The sequence below is a fragment of the Glaciibacter superstes DSM 21135 genome, assembly GCF_000421145.1.
GTDB lineage: Bacteria > Actinomycetota > Actinomycetes > Actinomycetales > Microbacteriaceae > Cryobacterium > Cryobacterium superstes.
Map to the genome: position 1 here is coordinate 122,989 of NZ_ATWH01000005.1, position 17,247 is coordinate 140,235.

Annotated in this window: 15 protein-coding genes and 1 tRNA gene; 10 read left to right on the plus strand and 6 right to left on the minus strand. The window is 65.9% G+C overall.

What is annotated here, in order from left to right; genetic code table 11:
* Window positions 1-78 precede the first annotated feature (78 nt).
* From K323_RS25015 to K323_RS29780, 7 genes are all read left to right on the plus strand, one after another.
* Window positions 79-468: an ArsR/SmtB family transcription factor gene (locus K323_RS25015; RefSeq protein WP_022884799.1), complete on the plus strand. Its 390-nt coding sequence runs from the start codon at window positions 79-81 to the stop codon at window positions 466-468.
* Window positions 461-928 (plus strand): SRPBCC family protein, encoded by a 468-nt coding sequence (locus K323_RS0108200; RefSeq protein ID WP_022884800.1) that lies wholly within the window; start codon window positions 461-463, stop codon window positions 926-928. The genes K323_RS25015 and K323_RS0108200 overlap by 8 nt, the downstream gene beginning before the upstream one ends.
* On the plus strand, window positions 925-1,758 hold the full coding sequence (locus K323_RS0108205; protein ID WP_022884801.1) for an alpha/beta fold hydrolase: 834 nt from the start codon (window positions 925-927) through the stop codon (window positions 1,756-1,758). Before K323_RS0108200 ends, K323_RS0108205 begins: the two co-directional genes overlap by 4 nt.
* Window positions 1,755-2,195: a YdeI/OmpD-associated family protein gene (locus tag K323_RS0108210; RefSeq protein ID WP_022884802.1), complete on the plus strand. Its 441-nt coding sequence runs from the start codon at window positions 1,755-1,757 to the stop codon at window positions 2,193-2,195. The genes K323_RS0108205 and K323_RS0108210 overlap by 4 nt, the downstream gene beginning before the upstream one ends.
* Before the next feature lie 90 nt (window positions 2,196-2,285).
* Entirely contained in the window at window positions 2,286-2,963 is a 678-nt protein-coding gene (locus K323_RS0108215; protein ID WP_022884803.1) for an SIMPL domain-containing protein, read from the plus strand.
* A gap of 61 nt (window positions 2,964-3,024) precedes the next feature.
* A complete protein-coding gene (locus K323_RS25020) occupies window positions 3,025-3,366 on the plus strand; it encodes a DUF3467 domain-containing protein (RefSeq protein WP_022884804.1) in 342 nt (113 codons plus the stop codon).
* A gap of 163 nt (window positions 3,367-3,529) precedes the next feature.
* Window positions 3,530-6,079: a hypothetical protein gene (locus K323_RS29780; protein ID WP_022884805.1), complete on the plus strand. Its 2,550-nt coding sequence runs from the start codon at window positions 3,530-3,532 to the stop codon at window positions 6,077-6,079.
* Between the two features lie 21 nt (window positions 6,080-6,100).
* Here K323_RS29780 and K323_RS0108230 read toward each other — a convergent pair whose 3' ends face one another.
* The 4 genes from K323_RS0108230 to K323_RS25025 form a co-directional block, all read right to left on the minus strand.
* Window positions 6,101-6,892 (minus strand): alpha/beta fold hydrolase, encoded by a 792-nt coding sequence (locus tag K323_RS0108230; protein ID WP_022884806.1) that lies wholly within the window; start codon window positions 6,890-6,892, stop codon window positions 6,101-6,103.
* Between the two features lie 185 nt (window positions 6,893-7,077).
* Window positions 7,078-7,154: transfer RNA gene (locus K323_RS0108235), tRNA-Pro, on the minus strand.
* A gap of 117 nt (window positions 7,155-7,271) precedes the next feature.
* On the minus strand, window positions 7,272-8,255 hold the full coding sequence (locus tag K323_RS0108240; RefSeq protein ID WP_026851414.1) for a metallophosphoesterase: 984 nt from the start codon (window positions 8,253-8,255) through the stop codon (window positions 7,272-7,274).
* A 13-nt stretch (window positions 8,256-8,268) separates the two neighbouring features.
* Window positions 8,269-10,812: a transglycosylase domain-containing protein gene (locus K323_RS25025; RefSeq protein WP_022884808.1), complete on the minus strand. Its 2,544-nt coding sequence runs from the start codon at window positions 10,810-10,812 to the stop codon at window positions 8,269-8,271.
* Window positions 10,813-10,862: 50 nt separating this feature from the next.
* On the opposite strand from K323_RS25025, the gene sp36 reads away from it, so the two are divergent.
* Window positions 10,863-11,102 (plus strand): Sp36 family protein, encoded by a 240-nt coding sequence (sp36, locus tag K323_RS25030; protein WP_022884809.1) that lies wholly within the window; start codon window positions 10,863-10,865, stop codon window positions 11,100-11,102.
* Complete coding sequence (locus K323_RS0108255) at window positions 11,102-11,572, plus strand: RidA family protein (RefSeq protein ID WP_022884810.1); 471 nt, start codon at window positions 11,102-11,104, stop codon at window positions 11,570-11,572. The genes sp36 and K323_RS0108255 overlap by 1 nt, the downstream gene beginning before the upstream one ends.
* A 59-nt stretch (window positions 11,573-11,631) precedes the next feature.
* Here the strand turns inward: K323_RS0108255 and K323_RS25035 are convergent, their stop codons facing one another.
* The gene (locus K323_RS25035) at window positions 11,632-12,930 is read right to left on the minus strand and encodes an acyltransferase family protein (RefSeq protein ID WP_051147282.1); all 1,299 of its coding nucleotides are present in this window, start codon (window positions 12,928-12,930) and stop codon (window positions 11,632-11,634) included.
* A gap of 233 nt (window positions 12,931-13,163) precedes the next feature.
* A complete protein-coding gene (gene acs, locus K323_RS0108265; protein WP_026851415.1) occupies window positions 13,164-15,110 on the minus strand; it encodes an acetate--CoA ligase in 1,947 nt (648 codons plus the stop codon).
* A gap of 276 nt (window positions 15,111-15,386) precedes the next feature.
* Between acs and K323_RS0108270 the strand changes: the two genes are divergently transcribed.
* Window positions 15,387-17,246, plus strand: a complete 1,860-nt coding sequence (locus tag K323_RS0108270; protein WP_022884813.1) for an Hsp70 family protein — start codon at window positions 15,387-15,389, stop codon at window positions 17,244-17,246.
* The last annotated feature ends 1 nt before the right edge of the window (window position 17,247 follow it).

A 17,247-nucleotide genomic window follows, 5' to 3' on the forward strand; every position in this document is an offset into this window, starting at 1 on the left:
CTGGGACGCGGGGTTGACATCCGTCGTCAGCGCGGTAATCTGTAACCAATCGCTTCTAGAACGAAAGGGTTATGGAACATGGCAGACCAGCTCACCACCGTCTTCGCAGCACTCGCCGACCCGACAAGACGTGCGATTCTGCACCGCCTCACGCAGGGCGACGCCAACGTTGCAGACCTTGCAGAGCCTTTCGCGATGAGCCAGCCGGCCATCTCGAAGCACCTCAAGGTACTCGAGTCCGCCGGCCTCATCTCGCGCAATCGCGTGGCCACTGCGCGGTTCAGTCATCTCGAAGCCGAGCCGCTGAAGGAGGCGACCGAATACATGGAGAAGTATCGACGCTTCTGGAAGGTGAGTTTCGACCGCCTCGACGAAGCCCTCGCGGCCTACCAAAACACCGCGAACAGCGCAGCAGAAGACGCTCCCCAACACGACGCACACACCAACAAGGAGAACGAAAATGAGTAGCAACAGCATCCCAGAGGTGACCGACCGCGACGTCTTCATCACCCGCAGCTTTGCGGCCCCGGTCGACGTGGTCTGGAAGTTCTGGACCCAGCCAGAACTCCTCGCCCAGTGGTTCGGCCCAGAGGGCATCACCGTTTCACCAGACTCGATCGCCATCGAGGCGCGCGAGGGCGGCAGCTGGAACCTCACCATGAAAGACGACGCAGGCGAGTACCCGATCACGGCGACCATCACGAAGCTCGTCCTGAACGAATACCTCGAAATGACCCTGCGCGCCGAGTCCGGCGCCGGCCTGCTCGAGAACGAGATTCTACGCATCCAGTTCCACGACCACGGCGAGAAGACCCGGCTGACGCTGCACCAAGGGCCGTTCGCGCCGGAGATGCGCGACATGACCCGAGACGGCTGGAACCAGTCGTTCCAGAAGCTCGACACGATCCTCGAGGGAGCAGAAGCATGAGCCAGCCCACAACGGATGCCGCCGGCACCGAAACCCACACCGCGCGTTCCGCAGACGGCACGGCCATCGCCTACGAGAAGGTCGGCACCGGACCGGCCCTGGTGCTCGTTGACGGCGCCCTCTGTTACCGCGGGTTCGGGCCGTGCCGCAGTCTTGCGAACCACCTTGCCGACCGTTTCACCGTCTACTTTTACGACCGGCGCGGTCGCGGCGAGAGTGGTGACACCCAGCCGTACGCTCCAGAGCGCGAGTACGAAGACTTGGCAGCGGTGATCAACGCGGCTGGCGGGAACGCATACATCACCGGCTTCTCATCGGGAGCCGCCCTGGCGTTGCAGGCCGCAGCATCCGGTGTCGCCATGCGGAAGCTGGCCGTCTACGAGGCCCCGTATATCGGCCTGAAAGAGGTGAAGGGCGTCAAGCCCGACTACCTGGCCCATCTGAACGAACTGGTCGCCACTGACAAGCGTGGCGCAGCCGTTGGCTACTTCATGGTGAAGATCGTCGGAGGTCCGGCCTTCCTGCCGATCATGATGCGCCTGATGCCCAAGATCTGGAAGCAGCTCAAGGGCGTCGCGCACACGCTGCCGAACGACGCGGCGGTCTTGGGTAGCTTCGACGTTCCGGCGGATGTGCTGGCGAACGTCGGCGTGCCGACGCTCGTGATGGGCGGCAGCAAGGCGAAGCCGAACATGGCCAGGGCCGTGAGCGGTGTGGCCGATGCGGTGCCGGGTTCCACGCGGAAGACGCTGGCCGGCCAGACTCACCAGGTCGCAGACGAGGCGATCGCGCCCGAACTCGTCGAATTCTTCACGGTGCCGAGATCATGACCACGTTTCGCACAGCACTGCAGCTGACCGGCAAGGTGTCAGGCATCCCGGTTCCCGAGGAGGTCGTTCTCGGCCTCGGCGCCGGCAAGCGCGTGCCGGTGGCCGTGACGCTGAACGGCTACACCTATCGCAACACGGTTGGTCCCTATCGCGGCGAATATATGATCGCGCTGAGCGTGGAGAATCGCGAGGCCGCCGGTCTGGTCGGCGACGAGGAGATCGACGTCACGATCGAGGTCGATTCCGCACCGCGTGAGGTTGAGGTTCCGGCCGACTTCGCTGCCGCGTTGGCGACGGATGCCGCGGCGCAGGCCGCATTCGACAAGCTCTCATACAGCGGGAAGCGGCAGCACACCCTCTCCATCGAGGGCGCGAAGACGCCCGAGACCCGCCAGCGCCGCATTGCGAAGTCGATCGCCACCTTGGGAAGCGCTTGACCCGTCGGCCGGGCCGAACATGGGCGAAGTTTGGCAACGGCTGCCGGCCCTGCACGCACCGTAAAGTGTCGGTAAGCGTTGGAGGACGACATGAATGAGACCGTGATCACGGTGCAGGGAACGTATTCGCACTACCAGCCGGCCGAACGGGCGACCGTGAGTCTGTCTGTGCACCACGAGTCCGAACAACGACAGAGCGCGTTCACTGCCACCGTCGCAGCGGCAGACGCGGTGCGCGCGCAGATCACCGCCCTGCACGAGGGTGTTGCCGGGCACGTGACCTGGTGGTCGAGCGACCAGGTGCAGGTGTGGAGCGCGAAGCCGTGGAACAACGATGGCAAACAACTGCCTCTCGTGCACCACTCGCGCGTCACCTTCCGGGTGAAATTCAAGGACTTCGATGCCCTCGCCCAGTGGTCGGAATCGGTCGCTGCGGTCAACGGCGTCGCCATCAGCGGCGTGGTCTGGGCGCTCACCGACGCGCGCAAGAAGGAGCTCATCGACGAAGTGCGCACTCGCGCGGTGCAGGATGCCGTGGCGAAAGCATCCGTCTACGGCGCGAGCCTGGGACTCGGCCCGGTGCGCGCGATCGCGGTCGCCGACCCCGGCATGCTCGGCGACGGCGGATCCAGCGAAAGTGCGCCGCAGCTGATGACGTACGCGCGCAGTGCGTCGATTCCGGATGCCGGCAGCGGCCCAGCCCTGTCGTTCAAGCCGGAAGACATCGAGATGTCAGCGACCGTCGACGTGCGCTTCGTCGCCAGCTAGAAGGGTGCGCGATGGCGGCATTCGAGTGACGGATGTCGGTTGGCGCGAGTAGCGTGTGACTGTGGACGAACATCAGCACAACCAGCCCCTGAAATTCACGATCGACCTGCCGCCCGCGCAGGAAGTCGGCGTGTTCGCAGATTTCGCGAATGTCTGGCACACGCCTGCGACCTTCGTGATGGACTTCCTGTCGGTCAAGGGCCCGGCCCAGGCTGTCACCGATGACAAAACCGGCGAATCCAGCGCCATGCTGCGGGCCGGTGTCGCGGCCCGTGTGCGGATTCCGGCGGAGCAGATCTTTCCGCTGATGGAGGCGCTGAAAGCACAAAGCCAGAAGTGGCTGGCTGAGACCGGCCGCATCGAGCCCCCGGAAACCTGGCTTCCGCATTCCGACGAGCGCTGACGCCGCACCACGGTCCCTCGGGGTCGTGAATCCGCAACTTCGCGCCGACAGGCGGTCGGCCACGTGGGCGGCGTGAACCGCGTCGCGTCGCCCGAACGGGGGGAGAAAAGGGGGTGGCGACCCGGAGCACGTCATCGCTAGCGTGGACGGTCGAGGGGGAGCCATGCGACTGCGCCGCGCCAGCGTCGGCCTTGGCCTGCTCGCGCTCGCATTCGGAACCCTCTCGCTCGGCGGGGCTTCGCTCGGCGCGGTTGCCGCCTATGCGGTGCCAACACCCCCGGCCATCGACTCTCCGGTTGCGGGCAGCACCGTACACAATCAACATCAGCCCGTCAGCGGAACGTTCAGCGCGGTGGATCCGGATACCGTCTCTCCTCGCTTCGATGTCGAGGTCTCGACCGACGACTTCAGCTGGAGTGAATACTGCACGGATGGGTCGGGCACAGCAGGCACCTGGACCTGCACCACCATCGCCGGTGCGCTCACTCCCGGCGCGAACTGGCTCCGGGCCACGGTTGTCGACGACACGGGCGCGCGGTCCGCGCCCGGCGCATCCGTTCTCATCACCTACACGCCGGCCGCGATTCCCGTTGTCACGGCGCCCACCGAGGGCGAACACATCAGCACCACGGTGGCCAACTTCGCCGGAACCGCCGAACCGGGCAGCTGGGTGGAGATTCGCAACGTGCGTGATCCTGGCCTGTACTGTCAGTCGGGCGTGAACGCAGACGGCACCTGGAGTTGCCCTGCCCACAACATGATCGAGGGCTTCCACGACTACATCGCCGCCGACAGCGTCAACGGAATCGAACTCGCACCCCGCACGTTCTGGGTCGACACCGAGACCCCGGCACCCCCGGTGATCACGGCGCCCGCCGACCCCGTGTACGACCAGACCGTGTCGACGCTCGGCGGCAGCGGCCTCGGCGACGCAACGCTCGTGCTGTCGATGGACGGAACGGATGTCTGCACGACCACTGTCGCGGTGGCGGGCGAGTGGTCGTGCGCCCTGCCGCAGGCGCTCTCGCTCGGAACGTACAGCTTTCAGGCCGTGCAGACGAGCCTTCTCGGTCACCGGTCGCCGGTGAGCGCGCCGCTGGTGCTGGAGGTGGTCGAGGAGCCCGGGCCGACGCCGACCCCGACGCCGACCCCGACGCCGACCCCGACCCCGACCCCGACGCACGCTGCACCGGCACCACAGGTTCCGGCACCGCCGGTTCCCGCGCCACCCGCGCCGTCGCCGCGACCCACGCCGGAGGTGATCGCGGCCCCAGAGGCGATCAGCTGGGTACTCGGAATCGACGCGACCGGTCCGCTCCAGCCCGGTGACCGGGTGGTGCTCAGCGGATCGGGCCTGCCGCCAGGCAGCACGGTGAATTTCGAGCTTCACTCCACCCCGATGCCGCTGGGCAGTGCGACGGTCGCCTCCGGTGGAGCGTTGAACTATGTCGCCACGATTCCGGGCGCCGCCGAACCGGGTAGCCACCATATCGTCGGCGTATTGACGCCTCCGGGCGGTGTCGCGTCTGAGGCACAGGCGCCCATTCACGTGACTTCCGCCTCGAGCACGGAGCCCACAGGGGCCAAAGCTCCGGCCGCCTCGGCGCAGGAGGGCACCACGGCGAGCGGGCAGGAAGACGCGGCCGGCGCGGTCGGCGGCGCCGCGACATCCGCCGGCCAGAACCTGCCCCGCACCGAGCCCGGCGCACCGAGCGCTCTGACCGGGGCGGTGCCGACGGCCGTCGATGTCATCCTGAGTCCAGTCAGCATTGCAGCGGCGGGTGGACTGGCGCTGGCGATCCTCATTCTGGTGGCCATTCCCACCGAGATTCTCAATTCGACCCTGTCGGCAAGCACCGGTCGCCTCGGCAGGCGCTTCGCGCGATTGGAGGATGCCACGGTGCGCGGGGAGAAGTGGCTCTCCTCCCGATTCCATGGCACAGCGCTGCCGGCAGCGCTGCTGATCGTTGTCACCGCGATCGTTTTCGGGTTCACCGATCCCCACTTCGGGTTCGACATCACGTCGGTGCGGCTGGTGCTGTCCCTGGGGATTGCACTCTTCGTGGTGACCTGGATCGCGTCGGCGCTCAGTGCACTCGTCATCCGGCGCAGGTGGCAGGTCGAAAGTTCGATCACGCTGCAACCGGTCGCCCTTGTCTTCGCCATCATCGGGGTGGTGCTGGCGCGGCTCCTCGACTTCTCACCCGGGTTTCTGATCGGGCTCGTGATCGGGCTGGAGATCGGCAACAGGATCGGCCGAGGGCAGCGCATCCGCGCCGTCGTGGTGCAGCTCGCCATTGTCGTGGGCATCTCGGTGGCGGCGTGGCTGGGTTATTCGATGGCGGCCTTGATGCAGGGGGCGGCCGAGCCGACATTTTTCAGCGCGCTGACCCAGGACACGCTCGTCGCCATCACGGCGGAGGGCCTGACCGCAGTCATGGTCGCCATGCTGCCGATCGGGTTCCTCGACGGCAAGGAGCTGTTCGGCCATTCGAAGCGGCTCTGGGTGATGATGTTCCTCGTCATCGGTACGCTGTTTGCGCTGCTGGTGCTGCCGGGCGAACTGACCGGCGCTGAGGTCGGCGACCTCGGGGTGTGGCTGCTGGTGCTGATCGGCTACGCCGTGATGGCTCTCGTGGCCTGGCTCATCCTGCGGAGGGCGACACCGGCGGAGGACGATGAACCAGCCCAACTCGAAGATGCAGCGCGGTAGCCGCGGCGCTCGGAGACTCGGCTAGCCCGCGTCGACGACCGTCGCGACCAGGCGTGCGAGGCGCTTTCCGATGAGGTGGTCGCCGCCCGTCAGTCGATGGGTCTCCACGTGCCGAAAACGTCTCACCAGACGCAGCCCGCTGGCCACGACCAGGGCATCGGTGGACGAGTAGACAATGTCGACCGGGCTGTTCACCGCTCCGATGTCGTTGATGGTGGTCTGCGATTCGATGCAGTGCTGCATGGTGCCGATGAACGGCTCCCAGTCCTCTTCGCTGACAACGAGCGACCCCTTGATCGGCAGGAGCCTGGCGACCATCCCGAAGTTGCGCAGCGTGAAGGCCTTGTTGTGTCGCAGGTACTGGTACGTTCTCACGAACGCCTGCACGGCCATCCGTTCGCGGCGATCGCCGATGTCGTCGGCGTCGAGGATGATGGGCGGGTTCACCATGATGAGCCGGTCGACGCGCCGCGGGTTGCGGCGTGCGTAGCGGGCCATCAGCAAGCCGCCGAGCGAGTGACCGATGATCGTGGCCGGCTCCAGGAGGTGGAGGGAGCGAATGGTGTTTTCCAGCCAGGCAACGTGCTCGTCGATCGTGTAGCTCACGCCGTCTGCCGACTGACCGAAGCCGAGCAGGTCGATCGTGATCACCCGGTGATGGCCGGCCAGCAACGGCAGGAGATGGGTGAACGTGAGCGACGAGGAGGCGATGCCGTGAATGAGGATGATCGCGCTGCCCTCGCCTCGGTCGTCAACGATGTGCAGGAGCCTTTTTTGGCGCGGCGGCTTACGGACGCGTTGCGTTGAAGACATGTTTTCACCGTAGCGAGCGCCCTCGGTCGTGCGCCAGCAATCTCGCGACGAGTGCCCCGAAGAGGGGTGGTCGCGCAGTGCAGCGCGGACCTGCATGCCACGTACGGCTGGTCAAGGGCACAATCGCGGGTGGGACGACAGAACCCCCACTCCGCGTGGAGTGGGGGTTCTGTGTGCTGGTGTGCTGGTCGGGGTAACAGGATTTGAACCTGCGACCTCGTCGTCCCGAACGACGCGCGCTACCAAGCTGCGCCATACCCCGATGGCCCGTGGGCCTCGACAAGTATAACGCCCAGAATGCGATGCCTCGACCGCCGAAGCCCCCCACTCGCTGCGAGCGATATCCGGCATCCGTGACCGCGGCTGGCCGGGCAGCAGCCTAGCCGGCGGTCAGCGTCAGCAGTGTCGCCTCTGGCGGGCAGGCAAACCGCACCGGCGCATAGATCGACGTGCCGAGCCCGGCAGAGACATTGAGGTACGCCGTGCGCAGCCCTACGTTCCACAGGCTCAGCCCCTTGACCTGCTTCCGCGGGATGTCGCAGTTGGTCACCAGGGCGCCGAAGCCCGGCACGCACACCTGCCCGCCGTGCGTGTGCCCCGCGAGAATGAGTTGCGCGCCGTGGTTCACGAACGATCTCAGCACCCGCTGGTACGGCGCGTGGGCCACCCCGATCGTGAGGGTTGACCGTTTGGTCGCAGACACCACAGGGTCTGGCCAGGTCTCTTCCGACAACGGATCATTCGCACGCAGCTCATCAATCGCGCCCGTGATGACCTCAGGCCGGTCGAGTCCGATGTGCGGGTCGTCGACGCCGAACAACTCGAGGTGGGTGCCGTTCAGGTCAAGCGACTCGGCGGCATTGTTCAGGCTGCTCCAGCCCAGATCGTCGAAGATCGCGTGCAGCCGCGTGATGTCGAGCTTCTTGGGCCGCTGTGTTTCGATGAGCGACGGCCCGCCGAAATACTTCAGCGGGTTCTTCAGCTGCGGGCCGAAATAGTCGTTCGACCCGTTCACGAAGACGCCGGGGATGCCGCGGAAACGCTCGAAGGCATACTCGATTCCCGAGTATCCGGCCTCGTGACCCAGATTGTCGCCGGTGTCGACGATGAGGTCTGGCTGCAGGTCGGCGAGCGAGCGCACCCAGTCCTGCTTGGCCTGCTGCCAGGGCGCCATGTGCAGGTCGGAGAGGTGTAGTACTCGAATCGGGTCTGCCCCGTGCGCCAGCACCGGAACGGTCGCCTCCCTCAGCGTGAACCGGTGGCGCTCCACGAGCGAACCCCAGGCGAACGCGGCAAGCCCCGCCGCGCCGGCCACAGTGGCCGCCGCGGCAAGGGCCTTACCTCCAACGCTTTGTGGCGTCATCCGTTGGCGCCGTCTACTTGCCGATGACCAGCGTGACCTGGCCTCCCGGCTTGACGGCGGAACCCGCGCCAGGCTCCATGCTGATGACCCTGCCCTTGTCGCCGGGGTTCTTGGAATCGTCGTCCTTCTTCTTCACGTCGTATCCGGCTAGGGCCGCACGGGCCTCGACCTCGGTCATGCCGACGACATTCGGAAGCGCCTTCACCGCCCCGTTGCTCGAGTAGACGGTGACGGTGGAGCCCTTACCGGCGCTGGTGCCGCCGGCCGGGTCGCTGCCGGCAACCGTGCCAACCGGCAGTTCGGAGTCGATCGGCCCGCCGTCGGCGAACTCGAATCCGGCGTCTTCGAGGGTGGCCTGCGCGTCGGCCATCGACTGGCCACGCAGGTCGGGAACCGGAACCTGAACGGCCTGGATCACGTCGGAGGATGCCTCGGCGAACTCGTCTCCGCCGTACTTGGCGTTCGCGACCGACATGACGGCTGGCCACATGCGGTGACGGGCGGTCGCGGCTTCACCGCTGTCGAATTCGATGTCGCGCTGGTTGGCGACTCCGTTGGGTCCGCCGCGCAGCGTCATGACGCCGGCCACGGTGGCGACCTTGGAACTTGAGCCGGTCATCCAGGTATCCATGTTGTCGTCGGTGGTACCGGTCTTGCCGATCATCGGCACCCGCGGGTCGGTGCGGCTGTTCGACGACGAGCCCGTGCCGCCCGACATTACCCGCTGCATGGCGTAGGTCATGCCGGCCGCCACCTCGGGTGTCACGGACTGTGTGCACTTCGACGCCGGAACCGGCTGCTCAGTGCCGTCAGGCCCGATGATCTTGTCGATGGCAACCGGAGTGCAGGTGGTGCCGCCGTTGGCGATTCCCGCGAAGGCGGCCGCCATGGTCAGCGGTGCGATCTCGTTTGTGCCGAGGATGGTCGACGCGCTCTGCAGCAATGGGTCGCCGTCTGCGCGGTGCACACCGAAGTTCTCGGCGGTCTTGCGAATGCCGCAGAGGTCGATCTCCTTCGCCATACCGACGAAGCCGGTGTTGATCGAGCCGACGGTCGACTCGAGGGCACTGTAGTTGGAGCCCGGTTCGTTCGCGTCGTTCTTGGGGTTCCAGTTCGGGTAGGTCTGCGGCCCCAGGCACGTGTCCTCGAAAGTGCCCCAGTTCGACTTGCGACGGGAGTCGACGCGCTCGTTGAGGGCATGGCCCTCGTTCAGCCACTCGGCCAGGGTGAAGACCTTGTAGGTCGATCCCGGTTGGAAGCCGCCCGAATTTCCCTCGTCGAAGTCGGTGTTGTAGTTGATGCTGGTGACATTCGCGCCAGTGGCCTGAACTTCAGGGTCCTGGCTGTAATCCTTGTTCTGGGTCATCGCCAGAACGCGTCCGGTGCCGACCTGCACGCTGGAGATCACACTGGCGACATCCCAAAAGTCGAGTACCTTCGGGACGTTCTCGTTCATGGTGGTCACGGCAGCGCCCTGCAGGTCGAGGTCGAGTGTGGTGTACACGTCGAACCCGCCGCGGCGGAAGTTGGTCATCCGCGTGTCTTCGTCCGGGCCGAACGTCTCGTCGTTCTGGAGGATGTGGGTGACGTAGTCGCAGAAGAACGCGTTGTCGAGCGCAGTGGCGCAACCGGTACTCGGCGGAAGAATGACGGGTTCGATCGGCGCGGCGATGGCCGCGTCGTACTCCTCCTGGGTGATCTTCTTGTACTTGACCATCTCACCGAGGATGTAGTCGCGGCGTTCCTTGTTGGCTGCGTACCCGTTGGCGGCGCCATTGGTTTCGCTGTCGGGCTTGTCGAGCTGGAACTTGACCGGATTGTTCACGATGGCGATGAGGCTGGCAGCCTGCGGAAGCGTCAGATTCGCGGCGGTGGTGCCGTTGTAGTAGTAGTTGGCGGCGGCTTCGATTCCGTAGACGGTGCCGCCGTAGCCGGTGATGTTCAGGTACCCGCGGAGGATTTCGTCCTTGTTGTACTTCTTCTCGACGCCGATTGCCAGCCGCATCTCCTTGAGCTTGCGATCAGGCGTGGTCTCGGTCGCTTCTTCGTAACACGAGTCGTGCTTCTCCTCATCCTTCGTGATGAGCTCGCACTTCTGCACCTGCACGTTCTTCACGTACTGCTGGGTGATCGACGAGCCACCGCGGGTGTTGCCGCTGGCAACGGTCTGCACGGCGCCCTTGACGGTTCCCTCGAGGTCGACGCCTCCGTGCTCGTAGAAGCGGGGATCTTCACCGGCGACCGCGGCATCCTTCGCGTACTGGCTGATCTGCTCCCAGCCGACCTCGACCCGGTTCTGGTCGTAGAACGAGGCGAGAAGAACCGGACTTCCGTCGCTAGCCGTCGCGTAGATGTTGCTCTTCTGGGAGAGCTGGTCGATCGCGAGGTAGTCGGGGAGGTTCTCGAAGACGTTGATGGTGTTCGTCGCGGCCATGCCGCTGACGGCCAGCGCAGGTGTGACGGCGGCGGTGACGAGCACGCCGGCGACGGCACTCATCCCGACAAAGCCGAGGAAGCCGCCGAGGGCTCCGCTTACCGTTCGATTTTTGGCGGACATAGAATGGAGAGTACGCGAGAAAACTGAAAAACCGCCTGAATGGGAGCCTTATGCCTGCCTGGGAGTACCTCACCACGCCCCTGATCATCCACAATACTTCGGCGATCCTGAACAACTGGGGAGCAGAGGGCTGGGAGCTGGTGCAAGTCGTCACCGGGCCGGAAGGCGGGCTCGTTGCGTACCTCAAGAGGCCGGTTGCCGTCGAGCCTGACGCCGCAACTGCTTCCGCAACCGATTCCGCAACCGATTCCGCAACCGATTCCGCAACCGATTCCGAAGGAGCCGCTTAATGTCGCTGATCGACGCACGCCTGGCTGAACTGGGCCTCGAACTTCCCGAGGTGGTTCCGCCCGTTGCCGTTTATGTACCGGCCATCGTGTCTGGCGACCTGGTGTTCACTTCCGGCCAGCTGCCGATGGTGAATGGTTCGCTTCCGCAGGCAGGCAAGGTCGGCGACGGTGCCGGGTTGGTGTCGGCGGCGGATGCCCACGGCCACGCCAGGCAGTGCGCACTGAACGCCCTCGCGGCTGTGAAGTCCGTGATCGGATCGTTGGATCGCGTCACGCAGGTCGTCAAGGTCACCGGCTTCGTCGCATCCGACCCGTCATTCAACGGGCAGCCTGGAGTGATCAACGGTGCGAGCGAGGTGCTCGGCGAGGTCTTCGGTGATATCGGGGCGCACGCCAGGTCGGCGGTCGGCGTTGCCGTGCTGCCGCTCGACTCGCCCGTCGAGGTGGAGATCGTCGTCTCCTTCGCGTAGTCGCGCATTTTCTCTGCTCTCAGCCCGCACCGCTGAAACCATTCGACGGAGATTCTTGCTCAATCGGCGGTATCGGGCTCGGTTTGGCCGCGTGAAAATCTCCGTCGAACGGTCGCGGTCTTTGCGGTAGCGGTCGTTGTACGGGATGAGGGGGAGAAGCGCGCGCCGAACCAGGCGCCCGTGTGCGTCGCAAGCTTCTGCGCTGGATGCTCGACCCACGCCGTCATCACGTGCGCCAGCAGCAGGCTGACGGCCACGGTCGCGACAGCGCCAGCCCACCAGTAAGCGCGGCCGAAGTTGACAGGGCCGAAACTGTCTGGCCCGAAGATGCCGCCGAGTGCCACGACCACCGGAAAATGCACGAGGTACAGGCTGAAGCTGATCGACCCCAGCCAGAGCAGTGGTCGACTGGTGAGCGGATGCTGCAGCGGCGTCCAGAGCGCGACCGCGGCGACGATGAGGAACGCGCCGGGCACACGCAGCGAGAGGGTCAGGTCGCTCCATGGTCCGTCGGTGAATGGCCGCAGCAACCAATAGGCAATAAGAAGGAGCGGCCCGAGAGCGGTGATGCCGATCCAGGCGGCCGTGCCCCATGGCCCGGCGGCGAGGCGCGCTGCACGCTCGCGGAGCACCTCATAGTTGGCGGCGAGCAGGGCACCCAGCGCGAAAGTCGGCAAGTACATCAGCGGCCGCACGTCGGCGAGGTAGCCGAACGAGCAGAGGGCGCAGAGGGCGAGCGCCCAGAGCATGACGCGGAGCACGGGCCGGGATGCGAGTTGTGGGCGCCGGGTGAGCGCTGCGATCAGGACCGCAACGGGCAGCAGGAGCGAGAACCACATTTCCCAGGTCAGCGACCAGAGCGGCGGGTTCACATCTGGACGGGTGTGGTCGCCGATGATGCTGGCCTCGGCGAGCAGGTTGCCGAGACTGAGGTCTGGTCGATCGCCCTGGCGCGCGAGCCAGGCACTGCCGGAGTCGCCGCCATAGTTCGGAATCAGCACGATCCAGGCTGCGGCCAGCCCGATCGACGCGGCAACCGGCACACCGAGACGGATGACGCGGCGCGGGTAATACGCGATCCAGTCGTAGCCGCGGGCCGCGAGCGGGGATCGCACCAGGACGAATCCGCTCAGCACGAAGAAGACGAGCACGAATTCCGGACCGGCAAGGAGCAGCTTGAGGGGAGAGAGGGTCGCCCACCAAACGGCGGAGCCGAACGCGACGTCGTCGCTGGATTCATAGGCGTTCGCGATGGCCGGCACAGTCATCGCGATGTGGTGCACGAGCACGACGGCAGCCGCGAGGCCGCGCAGCGCGTCCAGGGCCACAAGTCGCCCCGCCGCTGTGACCCGTGTCATGGCCCCCACCGTAGGCACGTCGGGTGAACGTTGCCTGCGTGCTCGCGTGCTCGCGTGCCTGCGTGCCTGCGTGCCGCGCCCGGTGGATAATTCAGGAGATCTCGCGCGCGGCAGAGGGTGTGCCGCGTGGTGACGGGGCCGGCGAGTGCCGCATTCCGGATTCTCCTGAGTTAGCCACCGTTGTTGGCCCTCAGCGTGGGGCGTCGCGGGAGCGGGAGCCGTCGAACGGCGCGCTACCTCAGCTTGTCGGTGATGATCTGCATGACGGAGGTGTCGGCCAGTGTTGTGGTGTCGCCGACCTCACGTCCCTCCGCAACATCGCGCAGCAGGCGCCGCATGATCTTGCCCGAGCGCGTCTTCGGCAGCTCGTTCACCACGAAGATCTGCCTGGGCCTGGCGATCGCGCCGATCTGCTGGGCCACGTGCGCCCGCAACAGTTCGGCGACGTCGCCCGCAGATGCGGCCTCCGTCTGGCTCGCCTTGATGATCACGAACGCGACAACGGCTTGCCCGGTGGTCTCGTCTGCCGCTCCGACCACTGCGGCTTCCGCCGTCAACGGATGCGCCACCAGCGACGACTCGATCTCTGCCGTCGAGAGACGGTGACCAGAGACATTCATCACATCGTCGACGCGTCCGAGCAGCCAGATATCGCCGTCTTCGTCGAGACGAGCGCCATCGCCGGCAAAATACTTGTCGCCGAACTTGTCCCAGTAGGTCTCCTTGAAGCGCTCAGGGTCGCCCCAGATTCCGCGCAGCATGGCCGGCCACGGCTCGGTCACCACGAGGAGCCCGCCGTTGCCCTCGCCGACCGGCTTGCCGTCGTCGTCCAGCACGTCGATATTGATGCCGGGGATCGCCACCTGTGCGGCCCCTGGCTTCGTCTCGGTGATGCCGGGCAACGCCGACACCATGATCGCGCCGGTCTCGGTCTGCCACCAGGTGTCGACGACAGGAGTCAGGTTGCCGCCGATGACCTCGCGGTACCACATCCACGCCTCTGGATTGATCGGCTCGCCGACCGACCCGAGCAGGCGCAGGCTCGACAGGTCGAACTCCTGCGGAATCTGCCTTCCGAGCTTCATGAAGGTACGGATCGCCGTCGGCGCGGTGTAGAGGATCGACACCTTGTACTTCTCGATGAGCTCCCACCAGCGGCCGGGGTGCGGGGAATCTGGCGTGCCCTCGAACAGCACCTGCGTTGCGCCGTTGGCCAGGGGCCCGTAGACCACGTAGCTGTGGCCGGTGACCCAGCCGACGTCGGCGGTGCACCAGAAGACATCCGTCTCCGGTTTCAGGTCGAACACATACTTGTGCGTGAACGCGCACTGCGTGAGGTAGCCGCCGCTGGTGTGCAGAATACCCTTCGGCTTTCCGGTGGTGCCGGAGGTATAGAGGATGAACAGTGGGTTTTCCGCACCGAAGGCCTCTGCAACATGCTCGGCGTCGACCGACGCCATTTCGTCGTGCCACCACAGGTCGCGCTCGTTCCACTGAACGTCCTGGCCGGTGCGCTTGACCACGAGCACGTTGGTGACGGATGAGTCGCCGCTCGCGAGGGCATCATCGACAGCGGGCTTCAGCGCAGAGGGCTTGCCTTTGCGGAATCCGCCGTCTGCCGTGATCACGAGCGCCGCGTTCGCGTCATCGATGCGCGAGCGCAGGCTTTCGGCACTGAAACCGCCGAAGACGACGGAGTGCACAGCGCCGATGCGCGCGACGGCGAGCATCGCCACCACGGCTTCCGGGATCATCGGCAGGTAGATGGCCACCCGGTCGCCGGCTTTCACGCCGAGCTTCAGGAGCACGTTCGCCGCCCGCTTCACTTCTGCGGTGAGTTCGGCGTATGTAATGGCGCGGGAGTCGCCTGGCTCGCCTTCCCAGTGGATGGCGACGCGGTCGCCGTTGCCGGCCTCGACGTGCCGGTCGAGGCAGTTGTATGCGACGTTGAGACGGCCGTCGTCGAACCACTTCGCGAACGGCGGATTCGACCAGTCGAGCGTGCGGGTGAACGGGGTCTCCCAGTGCAGGAGGTCGCGGGCCTGATCGGCCCAGAAGCCGAGGCGGTCAGCCGCGGCATCCGTATAGAGCTGCCCTGAGGCGGCGGATGCGGCCTGGAATTCGGCGGATGGCGCAAATCGCCTGGATTCGTTGAGAAGGTGGTCGATCTGCACGTTCATTGTTGTGGTGTCGCTCCTTTGCGGGCATCGTGCCGAGTTCTGGCGGGGGTGTTGCTGACCCAGAATTACCTTACTCCGCCGGGTGCACAGCCCCCGCATGGTGGTGTAACACGTGCACGCGCAGGGAGCTGCCAGAGCGCGACCGCCTTGGCAGCCGTGGGCGATCACCCCCACTGCTGGGGCAAACTCCCTGTCTATCCTCACCCTCGACCCTGCGTTCAGCGTATCGTTTGCAGCGATTGACGGCATATTGATGATTACTCATTTAGGTGAATCATGGACTACGTCCTCGGGGTTGATGTTGGAACGAGCTTCACAGCCGCCGCCATTGTGCGCGCCGGGGAGGATGGCCTGCCCGCGCCACAAACCTTAGGGCTCGGGGTGCGCGGCGGTTCGGTGCCCTCGGTGATCTTCCTCGGCGAAGACGGAGTGGTACTCGTCGGCGAGGCGGCCGAACGACGAGGTTCGACCACTCCAGACCGTGTGGTGCGGGAGTTCAAGCGCAGGGTCGGCGACACCGTGCCGATCGTTGTCGGTGATCTCACCGTCGCCCCCGAAGACATCTTCGCCATCATGGTGCGCTGGGTCGTCGACCGCGCAGAGGAGCGGGAGGGCGCGCCCCCTGCGGCGATCACTGTCTCGCACCCGGCGAACTGGGGCGAGTACAAGACCGGCCTAGTGAGAGTGGCTCTCGCCGGCGTCGGGCTGGCCGACGTGACCCTGCTGAGCGAGCCGGAGGCCGCCGTGCTGCACTACGCAGCGCAAGAGCGCGTGGAGACCGGCAGTACCATCGCCGTCTACGACCTCGGCGGCGGAACGTTCGACATCGCCATTATGAAGAAGGCCGAGGCAGACACCTTTGTTGTGCTCGGCCGTCCGGAGGGCATCGAACGGCTCGGTGGTGCCGACTTCGACCAAGCGGTGTTCTCGCACGTCACGGCCAGCGTCGCTGATGTCTTCGAGAAGCTCGATACCACAGACCCCGCGGTGCTCGTCGCGCTCTCCAGGGTGCGTCGGGAGTGCACAGAGGCGAAAGAGGCACTCTCGTTCGACTCCGAATCGTCCATTCCGGTGCTGCTGCCCGGCGCACAGAGCCAGGTGCGACTGGTGCGTTCGGAGCTCGAAGGCTTGATCGACGGGTCGGTGCGTTCCACCATCAAGTCGCTGAAGCATGCGCTCAAGGCGGCGCACCTGCACGCAGACGACCTCGACGCCATCCTGTTGATTGGCGGCTCCTCCCGCATCCCCCTGGTCGCGCAACTGCTGTCGCAGGAATTCGACCGCCCGATCGCGATCGACGCCGACCCGAAGGCGGCGATCTCGCTCGGTGCCGCGTTCGCCGCTGCTGCCGCTCTGACCCAGGTGACGGATGCCGCGCCAGGCGAAGAGGACGCCGACGGTGAGCGTGAACCGGCGGAGGGCGTCGGCGACGGAACCACCCCTCCACCCCGACGTCGTTACGGAGCGACGGTCATCCCCTTCCAGCGCCCTGTCGCTGTAGCCAATTTCGTCGACGCGCGCTCTGGAGTTCGCCTGACCGCGGCAGCCGCCGTTGTGGCGGTGCTCATGGTTCTGACCGGAACGATTTCTCAGACGTCCTCGAACATGTCTCCGGTGGCCAGTCAAGCCCAGGCGAACGAGCCCAATCCTCGCGGGCAATCGGCTCAGGTGACGGCAGCGGGCGAGGCGCCGACTGCCGTTCCGGTGATGCAGCCGACCGAGCCGGAACCGAGCCCGTATTCCACGCCGCCCGACTCGAAGAAGAGCGACAACGGCAGCGACAAGTCCGGCGACAAGGATTCATCGCCGCCGGCATCGAACAGCACCCCGCCGGGAACGAAGCCGGCCGAGCAGGGCCCGGCAACCAATCCGCCGTCGAACCCTGACCCGAGCCCGAGCCCGAGCCCGAGTCCTGACCCGAGCCCGAGTCCTGACCCGACGCCCGAGCCGGAACCCACCCCGGAGCCCACGCCCGAACCGACGCCAGAGCCGACGCCTGAACCGGCGCCTGAACCGACGCCTGAACCGACACCCGAACCGACACCCGAACCCACAGTAGTTCCGGCACCCGAGCCGGCACCTGCGCCAGTAGAAGAACCGGCCATGCCTGCCCAGGAACCGGGAGCGGCTGTGTGAT

Bases quoted from the DNA above. Each gene is read 5' to 3' on its own strand.
- K323_RS0108205 (WP_022884801.1), top strand. From the start codon at position 925: ATGAGCCAGCCCACAACGGATGCCGCCGGCACCGAAACCCACACCGCG.
- K323_RS25015 (WP_022884799.1), top strand. From the start codon at position 79: ATGGCAGACCAGCTCACCACCGTCTTCGCAGCACTCGCCGACCCGACA.
- K323_RS0108215 (WP_022884803.1), top strand. From the start codon at position 2,286: ATGAATGAGACCGTGATCACGGTGCAGGGAACGTATTCGCACTACCAG.
- K323_RS25035 (WP_051147282.1), bottom strand. From the start codon at position 12,930: ATGACACGGGTCACAGCGGCGGGGCGACTTGTGGCCCTGGACGCGCTG.
- K323_RS0108210 (WP_022884802.1), top strand. From the start codon at position 1,755: ATGACCACGTTTCGCACAGCACTGCAGCTGACCGGCAAGGTGTCAGGC.
- K323_RS0108240 (WP_026851414.1), bottom strand. From the start codon at position 8,255: ATGACGCCACAAAGCGTTGGAGGTAAGGCCCTTGCCGCGGCGGCCACT.
- K323_RS0108200 (WP_022884800.1), top strand. From the start codon at position 461: ATGAGTAGCAACAGCATCCCAGAGGTGACCGACCGCGACGTCTTCATC.
- K323_RS0108255 (WP_022884810.1), top strand. From the start codon at position 11,102: ATGTCGCTGATCGACGCACGCCTGGCTGAACTGGGCCTCGAACTTCCC.
- acs (WP_026851415.1), bottom strand. From the start codon at position 15,110: ATGAACGTGCAGATCGACCACCTTCTCAACGAATCCAGGCGATTTGCG.
- K323_RS25025 (WP_022884808.1), bottom strand. From the start codon at position 10,812: ATGTCCGCCAAAAATCGAACGGTAAGCGGAGCCCTCGGCGGCTTCCTC.
- K323_RS0108270 (WP_022884813.1), top strand. From the start codon at position 15,387: ATGGACTACGTCCTCGGGGTTGATGTTGGAACGAGCTTCACAGCCGCC.
- sp36 (WP_022884809.1), top strand. From the start codon at position 10,863: ATGCCTGCCTGGGAGTACCTCACCACGCCCCTGATCATCCACAATACT.
- K323_RS29780 (WP_022884805.1), top strand. From the start codon at position 3,530: ATGCGACTGCGCCGCGCCAGCGTCGGCCTTGGCCTGCTCGCGCTCGCA.
- K323_RS0108230 (WP_022884806.1), bottom strand. From the start codon at position 6,892: ATGTCTTCAACGCAACGCGTCCGTAAGCCGCCGCGCCAAAAAAGGCTC.